Origin of the sequence: Streptomyces luteoverticillatus (assembly GCF_003970715.1) — a bacterium.
Taxonomy (GTDB): domain Bacteria; phylum Actinomycetota; class Actinomycetes; order Streptomycetales; family Streptomycetaceae; genus Streptomyces; species Streptomyces abikoensis.
In genome coordinates, this window is record NZ_CP034587.1 from 5,257,752 (window position 1) to 5,281,624 (window position 23,873).

22 protein-coding genes and 1 riboswitch are annotated in these 23,873 nt (G+C 71.3%); of the genes, 14 read left to right on the forward strand and 8 right to left on the reverse strand.

Annotated features, from left to right (window positions below):
- The first annotated feature begins 40 nt into the window (after positions 1–40).
- The 8 genes from tsf (at position 41) to EKH77_RS23630 (ending at position 8,882) form a co-directional block, all read left to right on the forward strand.
- Positions 41–877, forward strand: coding sequence for a translation elongation factor Ts (gene tsf, locus EKH77_RS23595; RefSeq protein ID WP_126916309.1), 837 nt, complete (start codon positions 41–43; stop codon positions 875–877).
- 162 nt (positions 878–1,039) lie between these two features.
- Positions 1,040–1,819 (forward strand): UMP kinase, encoded by a 780-nt coding sequence (gene pyrH / locus EKH77_RS23600; RefSeq protein ID WP_126916310.1) that lies wholly within the window; start codon positions 1,040–1,042, stop codon positions 1,817–1,819.
- 184 nt (positions 1,820–2,003) lie between these two features.
- Positions 2,004–2,561: a ribosome recycling factor gene (gene frr, locus EKH77_RS23605; protein ID WP_126916311.1), complete on the forward strand. Its 558-nt coding sequence runs from the start codon at positions 2,004–2,006 to the stop codon at positions 2,559–2,561.
- Complete coding sequence (locus tag EKH77_RS23610) at positions 2,561–3,670, forward strand: phosphatidate cytidylyltransferase (RefSeq protein ID WP_126916312.1); 1,110 nt, start codon at positions 2,561–2,563, stop codon at positions 3,668–3,670. The genes frr and EKH77_RS23610 overlap by 1 nt, the downstream gene beginning before the upstream one ends.
- Before the next feature lie 108 nt (positions 3,671–3,778).
- Positions 3,779–4,885 (forward strand): 23S rRNA (adenine(2503)-C(2))-methyltransferase RlmN, encoded by a 1,107-nt coding sequence (gene rlmN, locus EKH77_RS23615; protein WP_126916313.1) that lies wholly within the window; start codon positions 3,779–3,781, stop codon positions 4,883–4,885.
- A gap of 64 nt (positions 4,886–4,949) precedes the next feature.
- A riboswitch (TPP riboswitch) is annotated at positions 4,950–5,055 on the forward strand.
- Positions 5,051–6,142: a thiamine ABC transporter substrate-binding protein gene (locus tag EKH77_RS23620; RefSeq protein WP_126916314.1), complete on the forward strand. Its 1,092-nt coding sequence runs from the start codon at positions 5,051–5,053 to the stop codon at positions 6,140–6,142. (Overlaps the previous riboswitch by 5 nt.)
- An 89-nt stretch (positions 6,143–6,231) precedes the next feature.
- Positions 6,232–7,845, forward strand: a complete 1,614-nt coding sequence (locus EKH77_RS23625) for an ABC transporter permease (RefSeq protein ID WP_206279909.1) — start codon at positions 6,232–6,234, stop codon at positions 7,843–7,845.
- Positions 7,845–8,882: an ABC transporter ATP-binding protein gene (locus tag EKH77_RS23630; protein WP_126916316.1), complete on the forward strand. Its 1,038-nt coding sequence runs from the start codon at positions 7,845–7,847 to the stop codon at positions 8,880–8,882. The genes EKH77_RS23625 and EKH77_RS23630 overlap by 1 nt, the downstream gene beginning before the upstream one ends.
- A 160-nt stretch (positions 8,883–9,042) precedes the next feature.
- On the opposite strand, the gene EKH77_RS23640 is transcribed toward EKH77_RS23630, so the two are convergent.
- The 5 genes from EKH77_RS23640 to EKH77_RS23660 all read right to left on the reverse strand — a co-directional run bounded on the left by EKH77_RS23640 (position 9,043) and on the right by EKH77_RS23660 (position 14,092).
- Positions 9,043–9,969 (reverse strand): hypothetical protein, encoded by a 927-nt coding sequence (locus EKH77_RS23640; protein ID WP_126916317.1) that lies wholly within the window; start codon positions 9,967–9,969, stop codon positions 9,043–9,045.
- Positions 9,970–10,071: 102 nt separating this feature from the next.
- Entirely contained in the window at positions 10,072–11,283 is a 1,212-nt protein-coding gene (locus tag EKH77_RS23645; RefSeq protein ID WP_126916318.1) for a hypothetical protein, read from the reverse strand.
- Positions 11,265–12,002, reverse strand: a complete 738-nt coding sequence (locus tag EKH77_RS23650) for an ABC transporter ATP-binding protein (protein WP_126916319.1) — start codon at positions 12,000–12,002, stop codon at positions 11,265–11,267. Before EKH77_RS23650 ends, EKH77_RS23645 begins: the two co-directional genes overlap by 19 nt.
- Before the next feature lie 222 nt (positions 12,003–12,224).
- Positions 12,225–13,604 carry an aspartate aminotransferase family protein gene (locus EKH77_RS23655; RefSeq protein WP_126916320.1) on the reverse strand — a complete coding sequence of 460 codons (1,380 nt, stop codon included), beginning with the start codon at positions 13,602–13,604 and terminating at the stop codon, positions 12,225–12,227.
- Complete coding sequence (locus tag EKH77_RS23660; protein WP_126916321.1) at positions 13,589–14,092, reverse strand: Lrp/AsnC family transcriptional regulator; 504 nt, start codon at positions 14,090–14,092, stop codon at positions 13,589–13,591. Before EKH77_RS23660 ends, EKH77_RS23655 begins: the two co-directional genes overlap by 16 nt.
- A gap of 166 nt (positions 14,093–14,258) precedes the next feature.
- Here EKH77_RS23660 and EKH77_RS23665 point away from each other — a divergent pair, with 166 nt between their 5' ends.
- Positions 14,259–15,710 carry a gamma-aminobutyraldehyde dehydrogenase gene (locus EKH77_RS23665; protein WP_126916322.1) on the forward strand — a complete coding sequence of 484 codons (1,452 nt, stop codon included), beginning with the start codon at positions 14,259–14,261 and terminating at the stop codon, positions 15,708–15,710.
- A gap of 131 nt (positions 15,711–15,841) precedes the next feature.
- A complete protein-coding gene (locus EKH77_RS23670; RefSeq protein WP_126918249.1) occupies positions 15,842–17,005 on the forward strand; it encodes a polyamine ABC transporter substrate-binding protein in 1,164 nt (387 codons plus the stop codon).
- Between the two features lie 3 nt (positions 17,006–17,008).
- Here EKH77_RS23670 and EKH77_RS23675 read toward each other — a convergent pair whose 3' ends face one another.
- A complete protein-coding gene (locus EKH77_RS23675; RefSeq protein ID WP_126916323.1) occupies positions 17,009–17,731 on the reverse strand; it encodes a glycerophosphodiester phosphodiesterase in 723 nt (240 codons plus the stop codon).
- A gap of 29 nt (positions 17,732–17,760) precedes the next feature.
- The gene (locus EKH77_RS23680) at positions 17,761–18,783 is read right to left on the reverse strand and encodes an adenosine deaminase (RefSeq protein ID WP_126916324.1); all 1,023 of its coding nucleotides are present in this window, start codon (positions 18,781–18,783) and stop codon (positions 17,761–17,763) included.
- A gap of 128 nt (positions 18,784–18,911) precedes the next feature.
- Here EKH77_RS23680 and EKH77_RS23685 point away from each other — a divergent pair, with 128 nt between their 5' ends.
- Positions 18,912–20,015, forward strand: a complete 1,104-nt coding sequence (locus EKH77_RS23685; protein ID WP_126916325.1) for a DUF4190 domain-containing protein — start codon at positions 18,912–18,914, stop codon at positions 20,013–20,015.
- Here the strand turns inward: EKH77_RS23685 and EKH77_RS23690 are convergent.
- Positions 19,961–20,575 (reverse strand): NADAR family protein, encoded by a 615-nt coding sequence (locus tag EKH77_RS23690; protein ID WP_126916326.1) that lies wholly within the window; start codon positions 20,573–20,575, stop codon positions 19,961–19,963. The two genes, EKH77_RS23685 and EKH77_RS23690, sit on opposite strands and share 55 nt — an antisense overlap.
- Before the next feature lie 357 nt (positions 20,576–20,932).
- Here EKH77_RS23690 and EKH77_RS23695 point away from each other — a divergent pair, with 357 nt between their 5' ends.
- Genes EKH77_RS23695 through EKH77_RS23705 form a run of 3 tightly spaced genes read left to right on the forward strand, consistent with a single transcriptional unit; the run spans position 20,933 to position 23,870 of the window.
- On the forward strand, positions 20,933–22,117 hold the full coding sequence (locus tag EKH77_RS23695) for an ABC transporter ATP-binding protein (protein ID WP_126916327.1): 1,185 nt from the start codon (positions 20,933–20,935) through the stop codon (positions 22,115–22,117).
- A gap of 2 nt (positions 22,118–22,119) precedes the next feature.
- Positions 22,120–23,064 (forward strand): ABC transporter permease, encoded by a 945-nt coding sequence (locus tag EKH77_RS23700; protein ID WP_126918250.1) that lies wholly within the window; start codon positions 22,120–22,122, stop codon positions 23,062–23,064.
- Positions 23,064–23,870, forward strand: coding sequence for an ABC transporter permease (locus EKH77_RS23705; RefSeq protein WP_126916328.1), 807 nt, complete (start codon positions 23,064–23,066; stop codon positions 23,868–23,870). The genes EKH77_RS23700 and EKH77_RS23705 overlap by 1 nt, the downstream gene beginning before the upstream one ends.
- Positions 23,871–23,873: the final 3 nt, after the last annotated feature.

Genomic DNA, 23,873 nt, shown 5'->3' on the forward strand with positions numbered 1-23,873 from the left:
GGGTGGCACGGCGGGGCGCAGTGACGAGAAGGATTGAAGGATGGCGAACTACACCGCCGCTGACGTCAAGAAGCTCCGTGAGCAGACCGGCGCCGGCATGATGGACTGCAAGAAGGCGCTCGACGAGGCCGAGGGCAACCTCGAGAAGGCCGTCGAGATCGTCCGCGTCAAGGGCCTGAAGGGTGTGGCCAAGCGCGAGAGCCGCACCACCGAGAACGGCGCCGTCGCCTCCCTCATCGCCGAGGACAACACCTCCGGTGTCATCGTCGAGCTGAAGTGCGAGACGGACTTCGTCGCCAAGGGCGAGAAGTTCATCACCGTCGCCGACGCCCTGGCCGCCCACATCGCCAAGGCCGCCCCGGCCGACGTCGAGGCCCTCATGGCCTCCGAGATCGAGGCTGGCAAGACCGTCCAGGCGTTCGTGGACGAGGCCAACGCCACCCTCGGTGAGAAGATCGTCGTGGACCGCTTCGCGCACTTCGCCGACGGCAAGGTCTACGCCTACATGCACCGCACCGCCGCTGACCTGCCCCCGCAGGTCGGTGTCCTGGTCGAGCTGGACAAGGACAACGCCGAGGTCGCCAAGGACGTCGCGCAGCACATCGCCGCCTTCGCGCCGAAGTTCCTCACCCGTGACGCCATCCCGGCCGAGACCGTGGAGAACGAGCGCCGCGTCGCCGAGGCCACCGCTCGCGAGGAGGGCAAGCCCGAGGCCGCCCTGCCGAAGATCGTCGAGGGTCGTGTCACCGGCTTCTTCAAGGAGCAGGTCCTGCTGGACCAGCCCTTCGCCAAGGACAACAAGAAGACCGTCCAGAAGATCCTGGACGAGGCCGGTGTCACGCTGAAGCGCTTCGCGCGCATCCGCGTCGGCGCCTGAGCCGTCCGCAGGGCAGCGAATGACCCGCGACCCGCTAGGGTCGTACGCAGTCGGCCGCTCACGGGCCGGCCGCTGATGTGACGAGGAGGCCATTGCCGCAGAGGGAACCGAAAGGATCCATCCGGCAATGGCCTTCTTCGTATGTGCACGAGGAGAACTCCAATGAATCAGGGCGCGGACGCCACGCAGGCCGCCGGTGACACCGGCACCGACCAGGGCAATCGCCGTCGGTTCCTGCTGAAACTGTCAGGTGAGGCCTTCGCCGGCGGCGGTGGACTCGGCGTCGACCCCGATGTCGTGCACGCCATCGCCCGCGAGATCGCGGCCGTGGTCCGCGAGGGCTACGAGATCGCCGTGGTCATCGGCGGCGGGAACTTCTTCCGCGGCGCCGAGCTCCAGCAGCGCGGCATGGACCGCGCCCGCTCGGACTACATGGGCATGCTCGGCACCGTGATGAACAGCCTCGCCCTCCAGGACTTCCTGGCCAAGGAAGGCGTCGAGACCCGGGTCCAGACCGGTATCACCATGGGCCAGGTCGCCGAGCCGTTCATCCCGCTGCGCGCCGTGCGCCACCTGGAGAAGGGCCGCGTCGTGATCTTCGGCGCGGGCATGGGCATGCCCTACTTCTCCACCGACACCACCGCCGCCCAGCGCGCCCTGGAGATCCACGCCGAGGCGATCCTCATGGGCAAGAACGGCGTCGACGGGGTCTACGACTCCGACCCCAAGAAGAACCCCGACGCGGTGAAGTTCGACGCCCTCGAGTACGGCGAGGTGCTGGCCCGCGGCCTCAAGGTCGCCGACGCCACCGCGATCAGCCTGTGCATGGACAACAAGCTGCCGATCCTCGTCTTCGAGCTGCTCGCGGCGGGCAACATCGCCCGTGCCGTCAAGGGTGAGAAGATCGGCACGCTCGTGAGCGACCAGGGCACGCGGGACTGACGGGCCCGTACGCCGGCCCGCGCCGGGCGGCCGAGGAATCGGCCGCCCCCGCGACGGACGGCAACACCGCGCCGGGGGAAGACCTCGGCACGGGGATGGACAACTGCCTGCCGGTCGGACACCGTGCAGGAGAAGACGCGCGCAGGGGCGAGGCTCTGCTTACTGATAACACCAGGAGCAAGTGGTGATCGAAGAGATCCTCCTCGAGGCCGAGGAGAAGATGGAGAAGGCCGTTGTGGTCGCCAAGGAGGACTTCGCGGCGATCCGCACCGGGCGTGCGCACCCGGCGATGTTCAACAAGATCGTGGCCGACTACTACGGCGCGCTGACGCCCATCAATCAGCTGGCGTCGTTCTCGGTGCCCGAGCCGCGCATGGCCGTCGTCACCCCGTTCGACAAGACCGCGCTGCGCAACATCGAGCAGGCGATCCGCGACTCGGACCTCGGCGTCAACCCGAGCAACGACGGCAACATCATCCGGGTGACGTTCCCCGAGCTGACCGAGCAGCGCCGCCGCGAGTTCGTCAAGGTCGCCAAGACCAAGGCGGAGGACGCCAAGGTCTCGATCCGCTCCATCCGCCGCAAGGCCAAGGACGCCCTGGACAAGCTGGTCAAGGACAAGGAGTCCGGCGAGGACGACGTGCGCCGCGCGGAGAAGGAGCTCGACGACACCACCGCGAAGTACGTGGCGCAGGTGGACGAGCTGCTCAAGCACAAGGAAGCCGAGCTGCTCGAGGTCTGATGAACGACGCATCCTGGGGAGCCCCGCCGCGCGCCGGTCACTGGGGGTCCACCGGCCAGGGAACCAGCCCCGGCTACGGCCGGGAGGTGCCCCTCTCGGCGGGTCCTCTGCACGTCGCGGGCGACGCGGCGCAGACTCGGCCCATGCCCATTGTGCCCGGATCAGGCGGATACCAGGACGACGGAGCCGACCGTGACCAGGGGGCCGCCCACATCGGTGGCCCCCTGTTCCGCGATGAACAGGAGCCCGACATCCGGCCGCAGGAGCCCGCCGCCCCACAGGGGCCTCCGGCGAAGAAGAGCGCGGGTCGCGATCTGCGTGCCGCGATAGGGGTGGGGGTCGGCCTCGGTGCGGTGATCCTCGCCTCCCTGTTCGTCTACAAGCCCGTCTTCCTCGGCGTGATCGTGGTCGCCGTGGTGGTCGGGCTGTGGGAGCTGACCTCCCGCCTCGCCGAGCGGAAGAACATCAAGGCCCCCTTGGTGCCGCTGGCCATCGGCGGTGCCGCGATGACCGTCGCCGGTTACGTCAACGGCGCCGAGGGCGCGTGGGTGGCCATGGCCTTCACCGCGCTCGCCGTGCTCGTCTGGCGGATGACGGAGCCGCCGGACGACTACCTCAAGGACGTCACGGCCGGTATCTTCGCGGCGTTCTACGTGCCCTTCCTCGCCACGTTCGTGGCGCTGATGCTGGCCGCCGGCGACGGCGCCTGGCGGGTGCTGACGTTCCTGATCCTGACGGTCGTCAGCGACACCGGGGCGTACGCGGTGGGCTGGCGGTTCGGCCGGCACAAGCTCGCGCCGCGCATCAGCCCCGGCAAGACCCGCGAGGGCCTGATCGGCGCGGTGCTGTTCGCGATGGTGGCGGGCGCGCTGTGCATGCAGCTGCTGATCGACGACGGCGTGTGGTGGCAGGGCCTGCTGCTGGGCCTCGCCGTGGCGGTCAGCGCCACGCTCGGCGACCTCGGCGAATCCATGATCAAGCGGGACCTGGGGATCAAGGACATGGGCGCCCTGCTCCCCGGCCACGGAGGGATCATGGACCGGCTGGACTCGCTCCTGCCGACGGCGCCGGTGGTCTGGCTACTGATGGTGGCCTTCGTCGGCTCCTGATGCCGAACGGCCCTGACCTGGGCTTTTCGGAAGGTGTTCGATACGTGAGGGGTCCGTCGTCCACAGGGCGGCGGGCCCCCTCCGTATGTCTGCGACACTGGTGGGACCATGCCTGCACCCGGAGAACTCACTTTCGTCGCCCCCCGCGGAGCCAAGCTGCCCCCGCGGCACCTCGCCGACCTCAGCCCCGCCGAGCGCCGCGAGGCCGTCGCCGCGATCGGCGAGAAGCCGTTCCGCGCCAAGCAGCTGTCCCAGCACTACTTCGCCCGCTACGCCCACGACCCGGCGCAGTGGACGGACATCCCGGCGGCGGCCCGCGAGAAGCTCGCCGGTGAGCTGCTGCCGGACCTGATGAGCGTGGTGCGGCACATCTCGTGCGACGACGACACCACCCGCAAGACCCTCTGGCGGCTGCACGACGGCAAGCTCGTCGAGTCCGTCCTGATGCGCTACCCGGACCGGGTCACCATGTGCATCAGCTCCCAGGCGGGCTGCGGCATGAACTGCCCGTTCTGCGCCACCGGCCAGGCCGGGCTGGACCGCAATCTGTCCACCGCCGAGATCGTCCACCAGATCGTCGACGGCATGCGCGCCCTGCGCGACGGCGAGGTGCCCGGCGGCCCGGCGCGGCTGTCCAACATCGTCTTCATGGGCATGGGCGAGCCGCTGGCCAACTACAAGCGTGTCGTCGGCGCCATCCGCCGGCTGACCGACCCCGAGCCGGACGGCCTTGGCCTGTCCCAGCGCGGCATCACCGTCTCCACGGTCGGCCTGGTCCCGGCCATGCACCGGTTCGCCGACGAGGGCTTCAAGTGCCGTCTCGCGGTCTCGCTCCACGCGCCCGACGACGAGCTGCGCGACACCCTGGTGCCGGTCAACACCCGCTGGAAGGTCCGCGAGGTCCTCGACGCGGCCTGGGAGTACGCGGAGAAGTCCGGCCGCCGGATCTCCATCGAGTACGCCCTGATCCGCGACATCAACGACCAGGCCTGGCGTGGCGACCTGCTCGGCCGGCTCCTCAAGGGCAAGCGGGTGCACGTCAACCTGATCCCGCTCAACCCCACCCCCGGCTCCAAGTGGACGGCGTCCCGCCCGGAGGACGAGCGTGCCTTCGTCCAGGCCATCGCCGCCCACGGCGTGCCCGTGACCGTACGGGACACCCGCGGCCAGGAGATCGACGGCGCCTGCGGCCAGCTGGCCGCCACCGAGCGCTGAGCGGCGATGCGGCGCCTTCGGGCGCCGCCGTCCGGCACTGATACGGTGCCTTTCGTACAAATGAACAATCCGACAGGGGAGCGCCCAGGGCGCTGAGAGTGCGGCACGGCCCGCAGACCCTCGGACCTGATCCGGTTAGTACCGGCGTAGGGAGTCAGCACCACCATGAACACCAGCCTTCGGCGTGCCGTCGTGGCGACGGCCGTCGCCGCCCTCGGCCTTCCGGCGCTCGCCGCCTGCGGCGGCTCCGGCGACAAGGGCGGTGAGGCGTCGGGCGGCAAGACCGTCACCCTCGTCTCGCACGACTCGTTCGTCGCCTCGGACTCCGTGCTCCAGGAGTTCACGAAGCAGACCGGCTACAAGGTCAAGGTCGTCAAGGGCGGCGACGCCGGCCAGGCCGTCAACCAGGCGATCCTCTCCAAGAGCCACCCGCAGGGCGACGTCTTCTTCGGCGTGGACAACACCCTGCTCTCCCGGGCCCTCGACAACGGCATCTTCACCCCCTACGAGGCCAAGGGCCTGGACCGGGTCGCCAAGGAGTTCCAGGCCGACGCCGCCCGGCACCGCGTCACGCCCGTCGACACCGGCGAGATCTGCGTCAACTACGACCGCGCGTACTTCGCCGACCACAAGCTCGACCCGCCGAAGACGTTCGACGACCTGATCAAGCCGGAGTACAAGAACCTCCTCGTCACCGAGAACGCCGCCACCTCCTCGCCCGGCCTCGCCTTCCAGCTCGCCACCGCCGCCAAGTACGGCGACAACGGCTGGAAGGACTACTGGACCAAGCTCAAGGCCAACGGCGTCGAGGTCGTCGACGGCTGGGAGCAGGCCTACAACGAGCGCTTCTCCGGCTCCGCCGGCGGAAAGAAGGCCAAGGGCGACAAGCCCCTCGTCGTCTCCTACGCCTCCAGCCCGCCCGCCGAGGTCGTCGGCGCCAAGCCGCTGCCGAAGGAGGGCCCGACCGGCGTCGCGACCGGCACCTGCTTCCGGCAGACCGAGTTCGCCGGCCTGCTCAAGGGCGCGAAGAACACCGAGGGCGGCAAGGCCCTCGTCGACTTCATGCTGAGCAGGACGTTCCAGGAGGACATGCCCCTCCAGATGTACGTCAAGCCGGTCAGCCAGGACGCCAAGCTGCCCGAGGTCTTCACCCGGTACGGCGCGCAGGTCACCGACCCGCAGACGCTCGCCCCGGAGAAGATCGCCAAGAACCGCGACCAGTGGGTCAAGGAATGGTCCTCGCTCGTCCTGAAGTAACCGAAGCCGAAGCTATTGGTGCGCCTGCCGGACGGCAGGCCGCCAAGAGGGCGCCGGGCGCCCGCCGGGCGGCGACGCGGCTCGGCCTGATGGCCGTGCCGCTCGCCTTCTTCGGCGTCTTCTTCGCCTACCCCGTCGCCTCGATCGTCACCCGCGGCCTCACGGACGGCGGCCGGTGGCAGCTCGCCCGCGTGGGCGAGGTGCTCACCGACCCGGGCATCCGCGACGTCCTGTGGTTCACGCTCTGGCAGGCGTCCGCCTCCACCGCTCTGACCCTCCTGCTCGCCCTCCCCGGCGCCTACGTCTTCGCACGCCTCGACTTCCCCGGCAAACGGCTGCTCAGAGCCGTCGTCACGGTCCCCTTCGTGCTGCCGACCGTCGTCGCCGGCTCGGCGTTCCTGGCGCTCGTGGGCCGGGGCGGGCTGCTGGACGAGCTGTGGGGCGTCCGCCTGGACACCACGGTCTGGGCGATCCTCCTCGCCCACGTCTTCTTCAACTACGCCGTGGTCGTCCGCACCGTCGGCGGGCTGTGGGCCCAGCTCGACCCCCGCCAGGAGGAGGCGGCCCGCGTCCTCGGCGCCGGCCGTCTCGCCGCCTGGCGCCGGGTGACCCTGCCCGCGCTCGGCCCCGCCGTGGCCGCCGCCGCCCTCATGGTCTTCCTCTTCACCTTCACCTCCTTCGGCGTCGTCCAGATCCTCGGCGGACCCCGCTACGCCACGCTGGAGGTGGAGATCTACCAGCGGACGGCACAGCTCCTCGACCTGCCCACCGCCGCCGTTCTCACCCTCCTCCAGTTCGTCGTCGTGGCCGCGCTGCTGGCCGTGCACGCCCGGACCGTACGGCGCCGCGAGGCGACGCTGCGGCTCGTGGACGCCTCCCGCACCGCCCGCCGCCCGCGCGGCGCCGGCCAGTGGGCGCTGCTGGCGTCCGTGCTCGCCGTCGTCGCGCTGCTGGTGATGCTGCCGCTCGCGGTCCTCGTCCTGCGCTCCTTCGAGGGGCCCGACGGCTACGGCCTCGCCTCCTACCGCGCCCTCGCCTCGGCGGGCGCGGGCGGCGGCACATTCACCGTCGCCGCGCTCGACACCATCGGCAACTCGCTCACGTACGCGCTCGCCGCCACCGCCATCGCGGTCGTCGTCGGCGGCCTCGCGGCGGCGGCCCTCACCCGGCGCGAGGGCCGGCTCGTCCGCGGCTTCGACGCGCTGCTGATGCTGCCACTGGGCACCTCCGCCGTGACCGTCGGCTTCGGCTTCCTGATCGCCCTGGACGAGCCGCCGCTGGACCTGCGCACCTCGTGGATCCTGGTGCCGCTGGCCCAGGCGCTGGTGGGCGTGCCCTTCGTCGTCCGCACCGTGCTGCCCGTGCTGCGCGCGGTGGACACCCGGCTGCGGGAAGCGGCCGCGGTGCTCGGCGCGTCCCCGCTGCGGGCCTGGCGGGAAGTGGACCTGCCGCTGGTGGGCCGGGCCCTGGGCATCGCGGCGGGCTTCGCGTTCGCGGTGTCGCTGGGCGAGTTCGGCGCGACCGTCTTCATCGCCCGCCCCGACAACCCCACCCTGCCGGTGGCCGTGGCCCGACTGCTGGGCCGCCCCGGCGAACTCAACTACGGGCAGGCGATGGCCCTCAGCACGATCCTGATGCTGGTGTGCGCGGCGGCGCTGCTGGTGCTGGAGCGTGTGCGCACCGACCGTACGGGAGAGTTCTGATGCTTCGCCTCGAAGGCGTGACCGTCCGCTTCGGCGGGCGCGCGGTGCTGGACGCGGTCGACCTCGACGTCGCCGACCACGAGACCGTGTGCGTGCTCGGCCCGAGCGGCAGCGGCAAGTCGACGCTGCTGCGCGTGGTGGCCGGCCTCCAGCCGGCCCACGCCGGCCGGGTGCTGCTCGGCGGGCGAGACCAGGGCGGGGTGCCCCCGCACCGGCGCGGGGTGGGCCTGATGTTCCAGGACCACCAGCTCTTTCCCCAGCGGGACGTCGCCGGGAACGTCTCCTTCGGGCTGCGCGTCCGGGGGACCGGGCGGGCCGAGACCGAGCGCCGGGTGGCCGAGCTGCTCGACCTGGTGGGGCTGCCGGGCGCGCAGAAGCGGGCCGTGGGGGCGCTGTCGGGCGGTGAGCAGCAGCGCGTCGCGCTGGCGCGGGCGCTGGCCCCCGAGCCGCGGCTGCTGATGCTCGACGAGCCGCTGGGGCAGCTCGACCGGGGCCTGCGCGAGCGGCTCGTGGAGGAGTTGCGCGGGCTGTTCGGGCGGCTGGGGACGACGGTGCTGGCCGTCACCCACGACCAGGGCGAGGCGTTCGCGCTCGCCGACCGGGTGGTGGTGATGCGCGACGGGCGGATCGCGCAGGTGGGCACGCCGATGGAGGTGTGGCGGCGGCCGGCGTCGGAGTTCGTGGCGCGGTTCTTGGGCTTTGACAATGTCGTTCCGGCGACGGTCACGGGCGCGGGTGCGGATACGCCGTGGGGTGTGCTTCCTGTGCCGGAGGGGACGGCGCGGGGGGAGTGTGCGGTGTTGGTGCGGCCGGGGGGTGTTCGGTTGGTGCCCGTTTCGGACGGGCTGCCGTGTGCGGTGGTTTCCCGGACATTCCGGGGGGAGCGGGTGGTGGTGCGGTTGCGGCCCGTAAGCGGGCCGGAGATCGAGGCGGCGTGTCCGCTTGGCGCGGCGCCGGAGGTGGGGGAGCGTGTGGCGGTGGCGTTCCGGGCTGACGATGTCGTGGTTTTGCCCCAGTCCCGCCCCTTCCCGGCGTAGTAGATTTGCGGCTCCGCCGCGTGGGGGCTCCGCCCCCAGGCCCCCTTTGTCCTCAAACGCCGGACGGGCTGAAATCAGCCCGTCCGGCGTTTGAGGACCGGGGGTTCGGGGGCGGAGCCCCTGAAAGAAACGGTGAAGGGGCGGGGCCGGGGCTTCCCCCTCAGCCCACGGACGACGGCTGCGGTTCCTTCGCCTCCGGCGCGGGCGCCACTCCGTGGCTGTCCGGTTCGCCGAACCAGGCCACCGCCACCGCGCCCGCCACGGCCAGGAGGAAGCCGAGGATGGCCATCCAGGCGAAGCCCTCGCGGGACGTGTCGCCCAGCCAGAGGACGCCGATGATGCCCGGGAGGACCGTCTCGCCGACGACGAGGGCCGCCGTGGCGCCGTTCACGGAGCCGATCTGGAGGGCGACGGTGTGGAGGTACATGCCGACGGAGCCGGAGATGAGGATGGCGTAGAGGGCCGGGTCGGCGAGGAGGGTGGGCAGGTCGAAGGGGTCGATGCCGTCGAGGATGCGGACGCCCACGCCGATCGCGCCGAAGCCGAGGCCGGAGAGCAGGCCGGCGAGGATCGCGGCCCGGGAGCCGAGGAAGTGGACGGCGGTCCAGCCGCCGCCCATCAGGACGACCGAGATGATCAGCAGCCACCAGTGCGTGGAGCGCGCGGCGTCGCCGTTGCCCTCGTGGCCGGCGGCGGTCGCCAGCAGCACCAGGGCGGAGCAGACGACGCCGATCGACGTCCACTCCCTGCGGTTGAGCTTGATGCCGAGGAGCTTGATGCTCAGCAGCGCGGTGACGATCAGGTTGGCGCTGATGACGGTCTGGGAGAGGAACAGCGGCAGCATCCGGGCGGCGAGGGCACCGAGGGCGAAGCCTATGAAGTCCAGGACCGTGCCGACCATGAACTCCCAGGTCACGGCGGCCTTCGCGGTGGAGGACAGGCTGGGTCCGCCGTGCTGGGTGGTGGCCGTGGAGGACGCCGTCGCGGCCTCGCGCCGGGCCGATTTCCGGGACCCCACGGCCTGTAGGACCGATCCTGTGCCGTAACACGCAGAGGCCGCGACAGCCGTGACAAGGCCGATGATCACCAGTAGCTCCGTTCGCCTGATAAGCCGTCGTGCTCAGGAAGCAGACGTACTTCTGAGCAGACGTGGATTTCGGCGTCGGAGTTGCCTTCGGTCAAGAACTGGTCAAGACCTGGTGAGCGGCAGCGCGGCCAGTTCGGCGATGACCCAGGTCAGCGGGGCGAGCACGATCAGCAGCACGCCCGTGCGGACGGCCGCCGCACCGCGCAGCAGGGAGGCGGGGATGCCCAGCCGCAGCAGCGCGGCGGTGGTCTCGGCGCGGCAGTGCCGGGTGTCGATGGCGGCGGTGATGGCGGTGGCCGTCACACAGGCCATCACCACGGCCGCGCCCAGCCCCGTGAGCGGCCCGAACGGGCGGGGGCCCGACCGTTCCCAGGCCGCGCCGTAGAGCTCGACGGCGGCGAGCGCGCCCGCCGCCACCGCGCACAGCACCCCCAGCGGCCGCCCGAGCCGGTTCGCCGTGTCCTGGAGTATGCGGCCGGCGAGCAGCCGCATCGGGCCGGGCCGCCCGGCCGACAGCAGGGTGCCGCTCCAGTGGGTGAGGCCGGGGCCGGCCAGCACCAGGCCGAGGGAGGCGAGCAGCCAGCCGCCCATCAGCCCGGGGGAGGTGCCGCCGTCCTGGCCCGGCAGCGTCAGCAGGCTGTCCGGGGCGGGGGCCGGGGCGCGGCCCACGTACGCCTCCAGGGCGAGGCCGCAGGCGATGATCGCCACGCCCCAGGGGAGGCCCGCGTAGCTCCGGCGGTCGTCCTTGGCGGTGTCGGGCACCGTCGCCCTGGAAACGGTCCTGGACGCGCCTCCGGCGCGCTCCTTGCGCGGGCGCAGTGCGATGGCGCACGCGCCCGCCGCCAGCGCGGGCAGCAGCCCGAGCAGCGTGAGCGTCGCGGCCCAGGGCAGGGGCGCGTCCCCGTCGAGCAGTCCGGAGGCCGTGCCGCTGAGCGGGATGCCGCCGAGGTCGCCGCGGAGTTCGAGGTAGACCAGCAGGGCGGCGGCGCTGCCGAGACCGCAGGACAGGGCCGTCGAGGTGGCGGCGAGCAGGGAGAGGCGGACGGGGCCGAAGCCAATGGCGTCGAGCCCGTCGCGCGGGCGGGTCGCCGGGTCGCTGCGGGCCACGGTGACGGCGAACTGGGTGACGGCGGCCACGGGCACCGCGCACCACAGCAGCCGCACCAGCGACTGCTCCGTGGCGTTCGGGTGGGCCACCGCGTAGCCCAGGGAGCACAGCAGCAGGAAACCGGCGCCGGAGGAGGCGACGGCGACGAGCAGCCGTCGCAGGAGGACGAGCGGGTGGGCGCCGCGCGCTAGGCGGAGACTGAGCACGCGGCCCTGCCCTCCCCTTCGGTCGCCTCGGGTGCCGGGATGGCGCCGCCCCGGCGGCCGTCGGCGAGGACGACGGTGCGGTCGGCGAGGGCCGCGCTCTCGTCGTCGAGGGTGGCCAGGACGACGGTGATCTGGTGGGAGCGGGCGGCCGTGGTGAGGGTGCGCAGCACCTGGGCGCGGTCGGCGGCGTGCAGCGGGGCGGTCGGCTCGTCGGCGAAGACGACGGTGGGTTCGGCGGCCAGGGCGCGGGCGATGGCGATCCGCTGGCGCTGGGCCTGGGTGAGCGCTCCGGGGCGTTTGCGGGCGCAGTCGCCCACGTCGAGGCGTTCGAGCCACTCCGTGGCGGTCTGCTTGGCGGTCTTGTGGCCGGTGCCGCGCACCAGCAGCGGCAGGGCGGCGTTCTCCCAGCCCGTCAGCTCCGGGACCAGGTGGGGTTCGCTGTCGATCCAGCCGAAGCGGTCGCGGCGCAGCCGCTCGCGGGCGGAGCGGGAGAGGGTGTGCACGGGGGCGCTGTTGAACCACACCTCGCCGGGGTCGGCCAGGAGCTGGCCCGACAGGCATTTGAGGAGCGTGGTCTTGCCGGAGCCGCGTGGCCCGGTCACGGCGAGGATCTCGCCCTCCCGGACCCCGATGGACACCCCGGCGAGGGCGGGGGAACCGCTGTAGGAGTAGTGCAGGCCGCGTGCCCAGAGCACGTCGTTGTCCGGCGGGGCCACCATATCGAGCACCTCGGGTCGCTGAGAGGGTCCGTTCCCCTGTCCGGGTGAACGAACCGGAGGCCATTGGGTCACTGGCACCGTACGGAACCGGGATCCTAGCCTCCGTCCAGGCTCGGCGCTTTAGTGCCTCACTTTCCTCCCATCGGGCTCATGCGACGAGGTTTGCGCGGTGGCATCACGGTTAACGCGCGGGGAGGCCGGCGGCCTCCCCGCGCGTTGGCATCAAATCTTCGTCCATGCCTCCGTGAGGACGCCCCGCAGGATCTGCTCGATCTCGTCGAACGTCGACTGGTCGGAGATCAGCGGCGGAGCCAGCTGGACGACCGGGTCGCCGCGGTCGTCGGCCCGGCAGTACAGGCCGTTCTCGAAGAGCTTCTTCGACACGAAGCCGTACAGCAGGCGCTCGCACTCCTCGCCGCTGAAGGTCTCCTTGGTGACTTTGTCCTTCACCAGCTCGATGCCGTAGAAGAAGCCGTTGCCGCGCACGTCGCCGACGATCGGCAGGTCGTGGAGCTTGGAGAGGGTGGCGTGGAAGGCGCTCTCGTGGTCCAGCACGTGCTGGTTGAGGCCCTCGCGTTCGAAGATGTCGAGGTTGGCGAGCGCCACGGCCGCGGAGACCGGGTGGCCGCCGAAGGTGTAGCCGTGAAGGAAGGTGTTGGAGCCCTTGAAGAACGGCTCCGCGATCCGGTCGGAGACGATCGCCGCGCCGATGGGGGAGTAGCCCGACGTCATGCCCTTGGCGCAGGTGATGATGTCCGGCACGTAGCCGAACTTCTCGCAGCCGAACATCGTGCCCAGCCGGCCGAAGGCGCAGATGACCTCGTCGGAGACGAGCAGCACGTCGTACTCGTCGCAGATCTCGCGGACCCGCCGGAAGTAGCCGGGCGGGGGCGGGAAGCAGCCGCCCGCGTTCTGCACGGGCTCCAGGAAGACGGCGGCGACGGTTTCCGGGCCCTCGAAGAGGATCTGCTGCTCGATCTGGTCGGCGGCCCAGCGGCCGAAGGCCTCCGGGTCGTCGCCGTGGACGGGCGCCCGGTAGACGTTGGTGTTGGGCACCTTGTGGGCGCCGGGCACCAGCGGTTCGAAGGGCGCCCTCAGGGCGGGCAGCCCGGTGATGGACAGGGCGCCCTGCGGGGTGCCGTGGTAGGCGACGTTCCGCGATATCACCTTGTACTTGCCGTGGTTGCCGGTGAGCTTGTGGTACTGCTTCGCCAGCTTCCACGCGGTCTCCACGGCCTCGCCGCCGCCGGTGGTGAAGAAGACCTTGTTCAGGTCCCCGGGGGCGAGGTGGGCGAGCCGCTCGGCCAGCTCGATCGCCTTGGGGTGGGCGTAGCTCCACACCGGGAAGTAGGCCAGCTCCTGCGCCTGCTTGCTCGCCGCCTCGGCGAGCTCGGCCCGGCCGTGGCCGGCCTGGACCGTGAAGAGTCCGGCGAGACCGTCGAGGTAGCGCTTGCCCTTGTCGTCGTAGATGTAGGTGCCCTCGCCGCGCACGATGGTGGGCACGGGGGCGTTCTCGTACGACGACATGCGGGTGAAGTGCATCCACAGGTGGTCGTACGCCGTCCTGCTGAGGTCCTTGCTCACGGCTATCGGGTTCCCCATGTGTAGGTCTGTTTGCGGAGCTTGAGATAGACGAAGCTCTCCGTGGAGCGGACCCCGGGCAGGGTCCTGACCCGCTTGTTGATCGTTTCGAGGAGATGGTCGTCGTCCTCGCAGACGATCTCGATGAGGAGATCGAAGGAGCCCGCGGTGACGACCACGTACTCCACTTCGTCCATCGCGGTCAGGGCGTCCGCGACCGGGTCGAGGTCCCCCTCGACATTGATGCCGATCATGGCCTGGCGCCGGAGACCCACGGTGAGCGGGTCGGTGACGGCGACGATCTGCATCACGCCCTGGTCGAGCAGCTTCTGCACGCGCTGGCGGACCGCCGCCTCGGACAGCCCCACCGCCTTGCCGATCGCGGCGTAGGGGCGGCGTCCGTCCTCCTGGAGCTGCTCGATGATCGCCAGGGAGACGGCGTCGACCGGCTGGGCGCCGGCCGCGCTCTTGGAATCGGGGTTACGAGTGGCCACATCCCCACTGTGCATGAGGACTCGGTGGCGTGGCAACCCCTGGACGATGGAATCCGTTGACACGGGTGCGTGGAAACACTGATTCCGTCGTTCATGTATGATGGGTCTGCCGAAAGCGTCACCTCAGTGACTAGGCTGGGCGTCTCAGCGACTGGACATCCGACAGAAGGGGTGGCACATCGTGACCACCGAGCCGCGCCGCCTGCGCAACTACATCGCCGGCGAGTTCCGTGACGCCGCCGACGGGCGGACCACCGAGGTCGTCAATCCGGCCACGGGAGAGGCCTACGCCACCGCCCCGCTGTCCGGCGCGGCCGACGTCGACGCCGCCATGGCCGCCGCCGAGGCGGCCTTCCCCGCCTGGCGCGACCTGGTGCCCGGTGAGCGCCAGAAGGTCCTGCTCAAGATCGCCGACGCCTTCGAGGCGCGCGCCGAGGACCTGATCGCCGCCGAGTCGGAGAACACGGGCAAGCCGCTGGGCCTGACCCGCAGCGAAGAGCTCCCCCCGATGGTCGACCAGATCCGCTTCTTCGCGGGCGCCGCCCGGATGCTGGAGGGCCGCTCCGCCGGTGAGTACATGGAGGGGATGACCTCCATCATCCGCCGCGAGCCCGTCGGCGTCTGCGCCCAGGTCGCGCCGTGGAACTACCCGATGATGATGGCCGTGTGGAAGTTCGCCCCGGCGCTCGCCGCGGGCAACACCGTCGTCCTCAAGCCCTCCGACACCACCCCCGCCTCCACCGTCCTGATGGCCGAGATCATCGGCGGGGTGCTGGAGGAGCTGGGCCATCCCAAGGGCGTCTTCAATGTCATCTGCGGCGACCGCGAGACCGGCCGGCTGATGGTCGAGCACAAGGTGCCCGCCATGGCCTCCATCACCGGCTCCGTCCGCGCGGGCATGCAGGTCGCCGAGTCCGCCTCCAAGGACCTCAAGCGCGTCCACCTGGAGCTCGGCGGCAAGGCTCCCGTCGTGGTCTTCGAGGACGCCGACATCGCCAAGGCCGTCGAGGAGATCGCCGTCGCCGGCTACTTCAACGCCGGCCAGGACTGTACGGCCGCCACCCGCGTCCTCGTCCACGAGTCCGTCCACGACGAGTTCGTCACCGCCCTCGCCAAGGCCGCCGCCGACACCAAGACCGGGCAGCCCGACGACGAGGACGTCCTCTACGGCCCGCTCAACAACGCCAACCAGCTCAAGCAGGTGACCGGCTTCATCGAGCGGCTCCCCGCCCACGCCAAGGTCGAGGCAGGCGGCCACCGCGTCGGCGAGAAGGGCTACTTCTACGCCCCGACCGTCGTCTCCGGCCTCAAGCAGGACGACGAGATCATCCAGCACGAGGTCTTCGGCCCCGTGATCACCGTCCAGTCCTTCACGGACGAGGAGCAGGCCGTCTCCTACGCCAACGGCGTCGAGTACGCCCTGGCCTCCTCGGTGTGGACCAAGGACCACGGCCGGGCGATGCGGATGTCCAAGGCCCTCGACTTCGGCTGCGTGTGGATCAACACCCACATCCCGCTGGTCGCCGAGATGCCCCACGGCGGCTTCAAGAAGTCCGGCTACGGCAAGGACCTCTCCTCCTACGGCTTCGAGGACTACACCCGCATCAAGCACGTCATGACGTCGCTGGGCTGAGCCCGGCCCGCGGGGCGGGGTCGCGCACACGCGTACGTTCCGTACGCGTGTGCGCGTATCATCGACGCCCGGCCGACCGGCCCCCCACCCGCCCCGCACGTCCCCTTGAATGCGAGACGCCCGTGAAGCCCCTGTCCCGCCGTACCCTGCTGCGCGCGCTGGGCGCCGGCGCCGGGGCCGCAGCGCTCGCCGGATGCGGGGTCCCCGCCGCCTATGTCGCCCCGCGCGACCGGTCCGCCCCGGACCGCTCCGAGAGCGACCACCGGCTCTCCTTCGCCAACTGGCCGCTCTACATCGACACCGACGAGAAGCACCCCGGGCGGCGCCCCACTCTCGACGACTTCGAGAAGAGCAGCGGCATCTCGGTGAAGTACACGGAGGAGATCAACGACAACGACGAGTTCTTCGGCAAGATCAGCCCGGCCCTGATGAACCATCAGCGGACCGGGCGGGACATCATCGTCGTCAGCGACTGGATGGCCTCCCGCTACGTCCGCCTGGGCTGGGTCCAGACGATGGACCGCGCGGCCCAGCCCCACGTCGCCCGCGAGCTCGACCCGCTGCTGCGCAAGCCGTCCTTCGACCCCGGCCGGCTCCACACCGTGCCCTGGCAGTCCGGGATCACCGGCATCGCCTACAACCGCAAGAAGCTCGGCCGCGAGATCCGCCACACCTCCGACCTGTGGGCCGACGACCTGCGCGGCAAGGTCACCCTGCTCGCCGGCATGGACGAGGCGTTCGCGCTGCTGATGCTGGGCAACGGCGCCGACGTCACCCGCTGGACCGCCGACGACTTCCACCGGATGACCGACCAGCTGCGCACCCTGGTCCGCAAGCGCCACATCCGCCGCTTCACCGGCAACGACTACATCAAGGACCTCTCCACCGGGGACGTCCTGGCCTGCCAGGCCTACTCCGGCGACATCATCCAGCTCCAGGCCGACAACCCCGACATCGAGTTCGTCGTCCCCCAGGAGGGCGCCGAGCTGTGGGCCGAGAGCCTGATGATCCCCAACCTCGCCGACCACAAGCGCAACGCGGAACGGCTCATCGACTACTACTACCAGCCCGAGGTCGCGGCCCGGCTGGCCGTCGCCGTCAACTACGTCTGCCCGGTGCCCGCCGCACGCGAGGTCCTCGCCTCCTCCAAGGAGAAGGAACTCGCCGAGCTCGCCGAGAACCCGCTGGTCTTCCCCACCGAGGACATGCGCGGGCGGCTCTCGACGGCCCGGGACATGACGCCCAAGGAGCGCCCCGCGTTCACCAAGGAGTGGAACGAGATCGTCGGGCTCTGAGCCTCAGGCGGCGGAGGGGAGCAGCGAGCGCAGGGCGCCCACGCGGTTGGTGGTGATCGAGTCCACGCCCGCGCGCAGCAGCCGGCGCATGGCCCACCGGGTGTCGGCGGTCCAGGCCGAGACCCGGAAGCCCGCCGCGTGGTCACGGGCGACGAGCTCCTCGCTCACCAGCCCGAAGCGGTAGTTGAGCCAGTGCGGGCGCACCTCGGCGAGCAGCGCCGGGCGCGGCGGGGCGAGCGTGGTCCACGTCAGGGCGATCTCCGCGTCCGGGTCCGCCCGCCGGACGGCGAGCATGGCGGTGGGGGAGCCGCAGTAGTAGACCCGGTCGCGCGCGCCGGCGGAGCGGATCTCGGCGACGGCCGCGCCCGCGGCGGACGGGTCGGGCAGATCGACGAACAGCCGCGCCCCGTGGTCCCCCGACGTCGCGTCGAGCGCCTCGGCGAGCGTCGGCACCCCGCCCCCGGTCAGCCCGCGCAGCTCGGCCGTCGACAGCGCGCCCAGCGTCCGCTCGTGGCCCCACAGCCGGCCCAGCGTCGCGTCGTGCAGCAGGACGGGCACCCCGTCGGCGGTCAGCCGCACGTCGATCTCCACGGCCGCCGCGCCCGCCGCCAGCGCGGAGCGGATCGAGGGCAGGGTGTTCTCGCGGTGGACGTACGGATCGCCGCGGTGGGCGACGGCGACGCAGGCGGCCGGGGTGCGCGGGGCGGCGGAGTCCGTGGAGACCATGGGCCTCATTGTGCCGGGTGCCGGGCGCGTCAGCCGCGCCAGGCGGCGGTGTACGCGTCGATCTCGGCGGCCAGCGCGGCCTTGCCCGCCGGGTCCATGAACGACGCCTCCACGGCGTTCCTGGCGAGCGCCGCGACGCCCCGCGCGTCCAGGTCCAGCAGCCGGGCGGCGACCGCGTACTCGGTGTTGAGGTCCGTGCCGAACATGGGCGGGTCGTCGCTGTTGACGGTCACCAGCACACCGGCCGCGACCATCTCCTTGATGGGGTGCCGCTCCAGGTCGGTCACCGCGCGGGTGGCCAGGTTGGAGGTGGGGCAGACCTCCAGCGGGATGCGGTGCTCGGCCAGGTGGGCCAGCAGCCTCGGGTCCTGGGTGGCGCTGGTGCCGTGGCCGACGCGCTCGGCGCGCAACTCGGTGAGGGCGTCCCAGATCGTCTGCGGACCGGTGGTCTCGCCGGCGTGCGGCACGCTGTGGAGGCCGGCGGCGATCGCCCGGTCGAAGTAGGGCTTGAACTGCGGCCGGGGCACCCCGATCTCGGGCCCGCCGAGACCGAAGGAGACCAGGCCGTCGGCGCCCAGGTCGCAGGCGATCCGGGCGGTCTCCTCGGCCGCCTCCAGGCCCGCCTCGCCGGGGATGTCGAAGCACCAGCGCAGCACCACGCCCAGCTCCGACTCGGCGGCCTTGCGGGCGTCCTCGATGGCCTCCAGGAAGGCGACGTCGGGGATGCCGCGCTTGGTGGAGCTGTAGGGGGTGACGGTCAGCTCGGCGTAGCGGATGTTCTGCCGGGCCATGTCACGGGCGACCTCGAAGGTCAGCAGCCGGACGTCCTCGGCGTCGCGGATCAGGTCGACGACGGAGAGGTAGACCTGGATGAAGTGCGCGAAGTCACGGAAGGTGAAGAAGTCGGCGAGCGCCTCGGGATCCGTGGGCACGGGGGAGTCGGGGTGCCGGGCCGCCAGCTCGGCGACGATGCGCGGGGAGGCCGACCCCACGTGGTGGACGTGCAACTCCGCTTTGGGGAGCCCTGCGATGAACGAGTCGAGTGGGGACATGCGGGCCTCCAGGGCTGCTCGGGTCGTTCGGTCCGTCCGGGTCAACGGCGTGCCGATCATCGTATGCACGGATGCCGCCGCGGCTGTGCTCAGGCCTTAGCATGACGGGGTATCGAGTGGGGAGGGCCATGTCCGAGAAGGACGACGCGCAGGCGCAGCGGGAGCACCGGGACGGTGATCCCTGGGCTCCGCCGGAGCGGCGCGTGCCGCTCGACAAGCCCGGCACCCCGCCGGTGCGGTTGCCCGCGGGGCCCGTTCCCGGAGAGGCCGTCTCCGGGCAGGCCGGCCCTGGGCCGTCCGCCTCCGGACCGGCCGTCTCCGGCGAGGCCGCCTCCGGACCGGCCGTCCCCGAGCAGGCCGTTCCAGGACCGTCCGCCTCCAGCCAGGTCGTCCCCGGACCAGCCGTTCCCGGACCGTCCGCTCGCGGACTGTCTGTTGACGGGCCTGCCGCCGGTCTTCCCGCCGCGCCGCCCGCCCCGGGACCGGCCGATGGGCTCCCCGTGGCACCGCCCGCGCCACCGACGGCATCGACCGCGTCGCCCATGCCACCGACGGCACCGGCCGCCTCGGAGCCGGGCTCCCCGCCGGCGGCACCGGCCGCCCAGGGGTGGGGTGCCGTGCCGTCCGTGCCCCCGGAGGGCGCCGTGCCGCCCGTGCCGATCGCGCCCAGCGGGCCGGGTACCCCGGGTGCGTATCCGCCGGGTCCGTACGGCTACCCGCAGGCCGGTGTGCCGCCGCAGCCGGGGGTGCCCTATGGCGTGCCGGGTGCCCCCGGGCCGTACGCCCAGGGGCCCTACGGGCAGACCGCCTACGGCACGGGGCACTACGGCTGGGGTGCCCCGGGCTACGGGCAGGGCTGGCCGCACGCGGGGCGGGTGCCCAACAACGGCCTCGGCGTGGCCTCCCTCGTGCTGGGCATCCTCGGTGTGCTGACGTGCTGGACCATCGTCTTCGGCGTCGTCATCGGAGTGATGGCGATCGTCTTCGGGGCGATCGGCCGGGCCAAGGCCAACACCGGTGAGGCGAACAACGGCGGCCAGGCGCTGGCCGGGCTGATCCTCGGCGGGGTGGCGCTGCTGCTGACGGCCGTGATGCTCGTCGTCTTCATCACGCTCGGGGTGCGCGGAGGCACCGACCCGGCCGGGGACGACAACCCCGACGACGCCACCTACGGCGCCTATATGGCGACGCCGCCCGGCCCCGGGCCGCTGGTGTCCGCCGCCAGCCGCTGACGCGCCTCCATCAGGGCGAAGCCCAGCAGATTGAGCCCGTCCCAGCGGGCCGGATCCCCGGCCCGCTCGTCGTCGGCGGCCAGGCCGATGCCCCACACCCGGTCGAGCGGGCTCGCCTCCACCAGCACCCGGCTTCCGGTGCCGATCAGATACTCCCTCAGCTCCGGGTGCTGCCCGAACTTGTGCGCGCTGCCCTCGACGACCAGGGCGAAGCGGTGGCGGCGCCACACCTCCTCGTCGAAGCCGCGCACCGCCCGGCCCGCGTCCTTGGCCTGCTTGGGATGGCCCGCCGCGAGCGCCCGGGCCTCGGCCTCCGCGTCACCGAACAGCCGCGCCTTGCCGGCCATCATCCAGTGCTCGGCCGTCGCGTAGACCGTCCCGTCCACCGTGAACGGCGACGGCCACCACTGGCTGAAGCAGCCGGGCCCCACCGAGCCGTCCCGGCGCGGCCGGTGCCCCCAGAAATACACGTACTTCGGCCGCTCGCCGCGAGCCACGGCCGCCGTCAGCTCCTCGACCGAGCGAGGCCCGTCGGCGACATCCGCACCTGACGTGATCATGTTGTTTCCTCCCCGTTCCCTACCCGTACCAGTGTGGCGACGACCACTGACAACGGCCCCGCGCGGGGCAGGCCGGCCACACGAGGGCCGCACCGAATCCGTCGTCCCGTCAAATCATGGCGACGGAATCCCTTGTCGCAAGTCGATTGATCTGCCAGGATCGGCAACCTGTCCCGTGGGAACCACACCCGCCCCGATGCCTGGGCCCGGTGAGGAGTGCGCGATGGACCGACGATCCGGCACCGCGAGAGCCCGTCGAGAGCCCGCGCACGGCATGGCCCGTATGAGACCACACCGCATCGTGTGTCACTGTTACGTGTTCTGCGTCCTCCCCACGACCCCCCTGGACCCACGACCATGACGGCTTTCGCCACGACAGGCAGCAACGGCACCGACGTCCGCCTCACCGGCATCAGCAAGGCGTACGGCGACGTCACCGCCGTGCACCCGCTCGACCTCTCCGTGCCCGCGGGCTCCTTCTTCGCCCTGCTCGGCGCCTCCGGCTGCGGCAAGACCACCACGCTGCGCATGATCGCCGGCCTGGAGGAGCCCACCACCGGCACCGTCGAGCTCGGCGGCCGGGACGTCACCGCGCTGCCCCCGTACAAGCGGCCCGTCAACACCGTCTTCCAGAGCTACGCGCTCTTCCCCCACCTGGACATCTACGAGAACGTCGCCTTCGGCCTGCGCCGGCGTGGCGTGAAGTCCGTCCGCAAACAGGTCGACGAGATGCTCGACCTCGTCCAGCTCGGCGACTACGCCCGCCGCAAGCCCCAGCAGCTCTCCGGCGGCCAGCAGCAGCGCGTCGCCGTCGCCCGCGCGCTGATCAACCACCCGGACGTCCTCCTCCTCGACGAGCCCCTCGGCGCCCTCGACCTCAAGCTGCGCCGCCAGATGCAGCTGGAGCTCAAGCGCATCCAGACCGAGGTCGGCATCACGTTCATCCACGTCACGCACGACCAGGAGGAGGCCATGACCATGGCCGACACGGTCGCCGTCATGAACGCCGGACGCGTCGAGCAGATGGGCGCCCCCGCCGAGCTCTACGAGACCCCGCGCACCACCTTCGTCGCCAACTTCCTCGGCACGTCCAACCTCATCACCGCCGACGTCGTCGGCACCGCGAGCGACGACGTCCTTCTGCGGGTCTCCGATACCAAACTCACCCTTCCGGGGACACGATGTACAGCCGGCGCCCGCGTGGGCGGGAAGCTGCTGGTCGGCATACGGCCGGAGAAGATCACGCTCACCCACGCCGACGACGCCGGCACCATCCCCGAGGGTCGTAACCGCCTCACCGGGCGCATCGCCCAGTCCAGCTTCATCGGTGTCTCCACCCAGTACCTGGTCGACAGCCCGGCCGCGCCCGGCCTGTCCGTCTACGAGCAGAACATCGAGCGCGACCCGCGCCTCGTCCCCGGCGCCGACGTCGTCCTGCACTGGAACCCCGGCCACGGTTTCGGCCTGGACGCGAAGCAGAGCATCGACGCCGGCACGGACGTCGTCGAGGCGGGCATCGACGCGCGAGAGGCGGGCACGTGACGATGACGACCGCCACCGACCACCCTCCCGCACCCCCGGCCGACGACACCCTTCACGCCGACGGCGCCCTCCACAAGGCCGTCCTCCGCAGGAAGCGCGTCCCCTACTGGCTGCTGCTCCCCGGAGTCCTCTGGCTGCTCGTCTTCTTCGCGGCCCCCCTGGTCTACCAGGCCTCGACCTCCGTACAGACCGGTTCCCTCGAAGAGGGCTTCAAGGTCACCTGGCACTTCGCCACCTACTGGAACGCGCTGACCGAGTACTACCCGCAGTTCCTGCGCTCCGTCGCCTACTCCGCGACCGCCACCGCGCTCTGCCTCCTGCTGGGCTACCCGCTCGCCTACCTCATCGCCTTCCGCGCGGGCCGCTGGCGCCACGTCCTGATGGTGCTCGTCATCGCGCCGTTCTTCACCAGCTTCCTGATCCGCACCCTCGCCTGGAAGACGATCCTCTCCGACGGCGGCCTCGTCGTCCGCTCCCTCGACGCGCTGCACGTCCTCGCCGTCACCGACGCGCTGGGCGTCACCGAGGGCCACCGCGTGCTCGCCACCCCGCTCGCCGTGGTCTGCGGGCTGACCTACAACTTCCTGCCGTTCATGATCCTGCCGCTCTACACCTCGCTCGAACGCATCGACAGCCGCCTCCACGAGGCCGCCGGCGACCTCTACGCCCGGCCGCTCACCACCTTCCGCAAGGTGACCCTCCCGCTGTCCATGCCGGGCGTCGTCGCCGGCACCCTGCTGACGTTCATCCCCGCCACGGGCGACTACATCAACGCCGAACTGCTGGGCTCCACCGACCAGAAGATGATCGGCAACGTCATCCAGTCCCAGTTCCTGCGCGTCCTCGACTACCCGACGGCGGCCGCCCTGTCGTTCCTCCTCATGGCCGTGATCCTCACCATGGTCACCGTCTACATCCGCAAGTCCGGGACGGAGGAACTGGTCTGATGGCACTTCTGAACCGCCTCGCGCGCGGACTGCGCCGCAACCTGGTCGTGATCGCCGGGCTGGCCACCCTCGCGTTCCTGATGCTGCCCAACGTCGTGGTCACGGTCTTCTCGTTCAACAAGCCGAACGGCCGCTTCAACTACCAGTGGCAGCACTTCTCCACCGACGCCTGGACCCACCCCTGCGGCGTCGCCGACCTGTGCGGCTCGCTCTCGCTGAGCCTGTGGATCGCCCTGTGGGCCACCGTCGGCGCCACCCTGCTGGGCACCGCGATCGCCTTCGCGCTCGCCCGCTACCGCTTCCGGGCCCGCTCCTCGGCCGGCACCCTGGTCTTCCTGCCGATGGCCATGCCCGAGGTCGTCATGGCCGCCTCCCTGGCGACCCTCTTCCTCAACATGGGCGTCAGCTTCGGCTTCTGGACCATCCTCATCGCCCACATCACGTTCTGCCTGAGCTTCGTGGTCACCGCCGTCAAGGCCCGCGTGATGAGCATGGACCCGCGCCTCGAACAGGCCGCCCAGGACCTCTACGCCACCCCCTGGCAGACCTTCCGCAAGGTCACCCTGCCCATCGCCGCCCCCGGCATCGTCGCCGGAGCGCTGCTCTCCTTCGCGCTCTCGTTCGACGACTTCATCATCACCAACTTCAACGCCGGCTCGACCGTCACCTTCCCCATGTACGTCTGGGGATCCGCACAACGGGGGACACCCGTCCAGATCAACGTCATCGGAACGGCGATGTTCGCCATCGCCGTGCTGTGCGTCCTCGTCGGCCAGCTCGTCGGGAGACGCCCGAGAAGGAGCTGAGAA

What these genes read in the sequence shown, in the direction of transcription:
- tsf (WP_126916309.1), top strand. Translation starts at nt 41, where the DNA reads ATGGCGAACTACACCGCCGCTGACGTCAAGAAGCTCCGTGAGCAGACC.
- pyrH (WP_126916310.1), top strand. Translation starts at nt 1,040, where the DNA reads ATGAATCAGGGCGCGGACGCCACGCAGGCCGCCGGTGACACCGGCACC.
- EKH77_RS23610 (WP_126916312.1), top strand. Translation starts at nt 2,561, where the DNA reads ATGAACGACGCATCCTGGGGAGCCCCGCCGCGCGCCGGTCACTGGGGG.
- rlmN (WP_126916313.1), top strand. Translation starts at nt 3,779, where the DNA reads ATGCCTGCACCCGGAGAACTCACTTTCGTCGCCCCCCGCGGAGCCAAG.
- EKH77_RS23620 (WP_126916314.1), top strand. Translation starts at nt 5,051, where the DNA reads ATGAACACCAGCCTTCGGCGTGCCGTCGTGGCGACGGCCGTCGCCGCC.
- EKH77_RS23625 (WP_206279909.1), top strand. Translation starts at nt 6,232, where the DNA reads ATGGCCGTGCCGCTCGCCTTCTTCGGCGTCTTCTTCGCCTACCCCGTC.
- EKH77_RS23630 (WP_126916316.1), top strand. Translation starts at nt 7,845, where the DNA reads ATGCTTCGCCTCGAAGGCGTGACCGTCCGCTTCGGCGGGCGCGCGGTG.
- EKH77_RS23650 (WP_126916319.1), bottom strand. Translation starts at nt 12,002, where the DNA reads ATGGTGGCCCCGCCGGACAACGACGTGCTCTGGGCACGCGGCCTGCAC.
- EKH77_RS23655 (WP_126916320.1), bottom strand. Translation starts at nt 13,604, where the DNA reads ATGGGGAACCCGATAGCCGTGAGCAAGGACCTCAGCAGGACGGCGTAC.
- EKH77_RS23660 (WP_126916321.1), bottom strand. Translation starts at nt 14,092, where the DNA reads ATGCACAGTGGGGATGTGGCCACTCGTAACCCCGATTCCAAGAGCGCG.
- EKH77_RS23675 (WP_126916323.1), bottom strand. Translation starts at nt 17,731, where the DNA reads ATGGTCTCCACGGACTCCGCCGCCCCGCGCACCCCGGCCGCCTGCGTC.
- EKH77_RS23680 (WP_126916324.1), bottom strand. Translation starts at nt 18,783, where the DNA reads ATGTCCCCACTCGACTCGTTCATCGCAGGGCTCCCCAAAGCGGAGTTG.
- EKH77_RS23685 (WP_126916325.1), top strand. Translation starts at nt 18,912, where the DNA reads ATGTCCGAGAAGGACGACGCGCAGGCGCAGCGGGAGCACCGGGACGGT.
- EKH77_RS23690 (WP_126916326.1), bottom strand. Translation starts at nt 20,575, where the DNA reads ATGATCACGTCAGGTGCGGATGTCGCCGACGGGCCTCGCTCGGTCGAG.
- EKH77_RS23695 (WP_126916327.1), top strand. Translation starts at nt 20,933, where the DNA reads ATGACGGCTTTCGCCACGACAGGCAGCAACGGCACCGACGTCCGCCTC.
- EKH77_RS23700 (WP_126918250.1), top strand. Translation starts at nt 22,120, where the DNA reads ATGACGACCGCCACCGACCACCCTCCCGCACCCCCGGCCGACGACACC.
- EKH77_RS23705 (WP_126916328.1), top strand. Translation starts at nt 23,064, where the DNA reads ATGGCACTTCTGAACCGCCTCGCGCGCGGACTGCGCCGCAACCTGGTC.